This is a genomic window from Streptomyces sp. MBT53 (assembly GCF_016654115.1).
Classification (GTDB): domain Bacteria; phylum Actinomycetota; class Actinomycetes; order Streptomycetales; family Streptomycetaceae; genus Streptomyces.
The window spans coordinates 1-4294 of record NZ_JAEQAZ010000357.1; the positions used below are offsets into that span (position 1 = coordinate 1).

At 70.4% G+C, this 4294-nt stretch carries 5 protein-coding genes and 1 pseudogene; 5 read left to right on the forward strand and 1 reads right to left on the reverse strand.

Annotated features, from left to right (window positions below; all coding sequences use genetic code 11):
- Positions 1-837, reverse strand: a pseudogene (locus JHN45_RS50710) (DUF4232 domain-containing protein); the annotation flags it as partial.
- Positions 838-1118: 281 nt separating this feature from the next.
- Here JHN45_RS50710 and JHN45_RS50715 point away from each other — a divergent pair.
- The 5 genes from JHN45_RS50715 to JHN45_RS50735 form a co-directional block, all read left to right on the forward strand.
- Positions 1119-2711, forward strand: coding sequence for a phage tail sheath subtilisin-like domain-containing protein (locus JHN45_RS50715; protein WP_201056237.1), 1593 nt, complete (start codon positions 1119-1121; stop codon positions 2709-2711).
- A gap of 79 nt (positions 2712-2790) precedes the next feature.
- A complete protein-coding gene (locus JHN45_RS50720) occupies positions 2791-3234 on the forward strand; it encodes a phage tail protein (protein WP_019063375.1) in 444 nt (147 codons plus the stop codon).
- Positions 3234-3725, forward strand: a complete 492-nt coding sequence (locus JHN45_RS50725) for a hypothetical protein (protein WP_201056239.1) — start codon at positions 3234-3236, stop codon at positions 3723-3725. The genes JHN45_RS50720 and JHN45_RS50725 overlap by 1 nt, the downstream gene beginning before the upstream one ends.
- On the forward strand, positions 3722-3880 hold the full coding sequence (locus JHN45_RS50730) for a DUF6760 family protein (RefSeq protein ID WP_200716683.1): 159 nt from the start codon (positions 3722-3724) through the stop codon (positions 3878-3880). The genes JHN45_RS50725 and JHN45_RS50730 overlap by 4 nt, the downstream gene beginning before the upstream one ends.
- A gap of 123 nt (positions 3881-4003) precedes the next feature.
- The coding region (locus tag JHN45_RS50735) for a hypothetical protein (protein ID WP_201056241.1) at positions 4004-4294 on the forward strand (291 nt) is incomplete at its 3' end.

Sequence of the window (4294 nt, forward strand, 5' to 3'; positions counted from 1 at the left end):
CGTCGCGGTGGGCGGCGCCGGCACGCTCGCGGTCGGGGAGGGAGCGGGCGCCAGAGTGCTGACGCCGGCGTCCTTGAGCTGCTCGGTGGCGGTTGTCTTCACCTGCGGCTTGTACGCGATCCACAGCATCAGGAAGGTGAGCGAGAGCGCGAGGACGGCCCCGAGGAAGGTCGCCAGCCAGCGCGGCAGGAACCCGCGCTGGAGGTAAGTCCCCTCCACGGGCAGGGGGTTGGCGCCGGACCGCAGTACGTTCAGCGTGTACGGCCGTTGCTCCTTCGGCCCGAACCAGATGATCTTCCGGGGCTTCAGCGACGCCTTGACGAACGCGGCCCGGCCGGGCTCGATCTGCACATTGCCCGGATGGATGTCGTACGACAGCTGGTCGCCGTTGTCGCTGCCGCTGATCGACGCCGTCAGCTTGGTGTTGCCGAGGTTGTCGACGGCCAGTCGGGGGCGGCCCCGGAACCGGCCCTTGACGGTCGGCGGCACCAGCTCCGCCCGCACCTCGGTGAACGGGGTGATCGTCAGATTGCCCTCGGGGACGGTGACCGCCTCCGGGTGCTCGGTCGGCGTGATGCGGACCGCGTAGGGGTTGGGGCCGGCCGTCGCGTCCGGGGTGCGGGGCGGCGCGAACGTCAGGTCGACCGTGCCCGTCGTACCCGGGTAGAGCCGCAGCGTCTGCGGCTCCACGGTGGTCCAGGGCGCGATGCCCCCGACCGGCTCGAAGCGGTACTCGTCCACGACGTCGCCGGTGTTGCGCAGCCGTAGCCGCACTCGGGTACTGCCACCGGGATCGACGGTCGCGGACGCGGGCTCCAGGGAGGTCCACAGACTCATGCGCCGACGCTACGACGGATGGTGAGAGAACGTCAGGAGCCGCCGGGGCAAGGGGGGTTGCCCAAAGGGGCGCCGTCGTAAACGCGGTTGCCGCCCGAGCGGCGAGGACATCCGCCGCGACGGACCGGAAGGGCACCGCCGGGCAGGTCGCGGCAGTCGCCCGGACTGCCCCTGAGGGCACGGAAGTTGCCCCGAGACAGGCACCCGAGGACGTTTCGGCGGCCGGGGGACGCGCGTGAGGGTTAAGAGCGTCTTATCTCGTACCCCGAGGAGAGCAGAGCATGCCGTCCTACCTGTCGCCCGGCGTCTACGTCGAGGAGGTGGCCAGCGGCTCGCGCCCCATCGAGGGAGTGGGCACCTCGGTGGCGGCCTTCGTGGGTCTGGCCCCGACCGGTCCGCTGAACGAGCCGACCCTGGTGACCAACTGGACGCAGTACGTGGCTGCCTTCGGTGAGTTCACCGACGGGTACTTCCTCGCCCACTCCGTCTACGGCTTCTTCAACAACGGCGGTTCGGCCGCCTACGTCGTCCGCGTCGGCGGCACCGCGGAGGGCACCGGCGCCGAGGCCAAGTCCCCGTCCGCCGTGGGAGGTTCCGCGACTCCGGCAGCGCTGCCGCCCGGCGAACCGGCCCAGCTCGGCACCTTCGCCGTGACCGCCGTGGCGTCCGGCGACCTGACCGTCGAGGTGGCCGACGCCGAGGGCGAGGGACCAGCCGAACGGTTCCGGCTGATCGTCAAGGACGCCGGCCGGGACGTCGAGAGCTTCGACGTGACCGCCAAGAAGGGCGGCCGCAACTACGTCGTCACCCAGGTCAAGGAACGGTCCAAGCTCATCGCCGTGACCGAGGCCGCGCCCGCCGCGCAGCTGGCCCGTCCGGACAACCAGACGGTCGCGCTCAGGGCGCCCGCCGCCGCCCCGGCCGCACCCGCCGTACCCGGCAGGGGAAGTGACTCGACGTCACATCCAGGCCCCGCCACCTACCTCGGCGACTCCGCCGACCGCACCGGCTTCGGCGGCCTGGAGGCCGTGGACGAGATCTCCATGGTCGCGGTCCCCGACCTGATGGCCGCCTACCAGCGCGGCGCGATCGACCTGGAGGCCGTCAAGGCGGTCCAGTTGGGCCTGATCGCGCACTGCGAGCTGATGGGCGACCGCGTCGCCGTCATCGACCCGCCGCCGAGCCTGAACGCCCGTCAGATCCGCGTCTGGCGCCAGGAGACCGCGGGCTACGACTCCAAGTACGCGGCCCTGTACTACCCGTGGATCAAGACCTTCGACCCGTCCAGCGGACAGTCCCGGCTGATCCCGCCGAGCGGCCACATCGCCGGCATCTGGGCCCGCAACGACTCCGAGCGCGGTGTGCACAAGGCGCCCGCCAACGAGGTCGTACGCGGCGCGGTCGACCTCGAAACGCAGATCACCCGGGGCGAGCAGGATCTGCTCAACCCCATCGGCGTCAACTGCATCCGCGCCTTCCCCGGCCGCGGCATCCGCGTCTGGGGCGCCCGCACCATGTCCTCCGACCCGGCCTGGCGCTACCTCAACATCCGCCGGTACTTCAACTACCTGGAGGAGTCGATCCTGATCGGCACCCAGTGGGTGGTGTTCGAGCCGAACGACCACGCCCTGTGGGCGCGCATCCGCCGCAACATCTCGGCGTTCCTGGTCAACGAGTGGCGCAGCGGCGCCCTGTTCGGGCAGCGGCCCGAAGAGGCGTACTACGTCAAGTGCGACGAGGAGACCAACCCGCCGGAGTCGGTCGACGTCGGCCGGGTCGTCTGCGAGATCGGCATCGCACCGGTCAAGCCGGCCGAGTTCGTGATCTTCCGGCTGGCTCAATTCTCCAGCGGCAGCGGGGAGTTGGAGGAGTAGGCGCGCCCGGCGAGCCCATCGCCGCTCGCCGCTCGCCGCTCCAGGCAGTTCTCAACACCCCTAGAAGGACAGCGAATTCATGAGTCTCCAGCCGGGTGACGCCCTCACCTCACACAATTTCGGCCTGCAGATCGACGGCGTCATGGTCGAGTACCTCGCCGAGGTCAGCGGCCTCAGCATCGAGCAGGACGTCATCACCTACCAGCAGAACACCCCCAACGGCCAGAACGTGGTCAAGAACCTGCCGGGCGTGAAGAAGAACGGCACCTGCACCGTCATCCGGGGCATGACCCAGTCGGCCTCGTTCACCCAGTGGATCAACGAGTCGATCTCCGGCCAGATGACCACCGCGCGCAAGAACGCGTCGATCATCATGATGGACTTCCAGAACAACCCCGTGAAGCGCTACCACCTGCGCAACGCCTGGTGCAGCAAGATCGACGCGAGCACGGTGAAGGCGGGCGAGGCCGCCGCGCTCACCGAGTCCGTGACCATCGTGTTCGAAGAACTGGTCATCGAATAATGCGGCGTTCGGGGGCGGGGGCGCCGGCTGCGGCGATGCCGGGTGCGGAGTCTTCGGCCGAGGTGGGAGCGGACCCGGTACAGCCCCCGGCCCCGACTGCCGCTCCGGCCGTACGGCAGACGCTGCGGACCGAGTTCCCCTTCCAGTTGCCGCGCGGGTACGTCGACGAGTCCGGCACGGTCCACCAGGACGGTGTGATGCGACTGGCCACCGCGCGCGACGAGTTGGTGCCGCTGCGGGACGTCCGGGTGCAGGAGAACCCGGCGTACCTGTCCGTGGTGCTGCTCGGCCGGGTGATCACAAGGCTCGGGACCGTTCCAATGGTCCACGACGGGATCGTGGAGAACATGTTCGCCTCCGACCTCGCCTTCCTCCAGGACTTCTACCGCCAGATCAACGCGGAGGGCCACACCCGCGCGGCAGTTCAGTGCCCGCACTGCGCGGAACCCTTCGAGGTGGAGCTCGGCGGGAGCCGCCTGGGGGAATCGTGACGTACGCGACCGACCGGCTGCACGAGGAGATCGCGTACGTCGCCTACCACTTCCACTGGAGCCTGGAGGACATCCTGGACCTCGAACACCACGACCGCCGCCGCTACACCGGCGAGATCGCGTCCCTGGTGACGCGAGCCGGGGCGGAGGGCTGAGCGGTGGGGTTCTTGGACCGGTTGCGGGGGCGAGGGGCCGGGGGGTCGGACTCCGACCCCGGCTCCGTAGGTACTACGGGTACTACGGGTTCTACGGGTTCTACGGGTACTACGGGACCTGCTGTGACGGTGGCCGCCTGGCCGGGGCTGGCGCCGATCCAGCGGGCCTCGGCGTCCGGCGGTACCGGGGTGGCCGACGCCGGGTTCGGCGCGCGCCTGCCCACGTGGCAGAACCCGTCCTTCACCGGCACGGGGTTCCGCGCGGTGCTGGACGCGGAGCGCAGCGCCTCGATCGCGGGGTCCGCGCCCACGACGGCGGCTACGGCGCGGGCGGTGCCGAGCCTGGGCCGACCTGCGGGGGAGTTGCCGTTGGCGGGGCGTGCCGCGGGGGCGCCGCCGGAGCGGGTTCCGGCG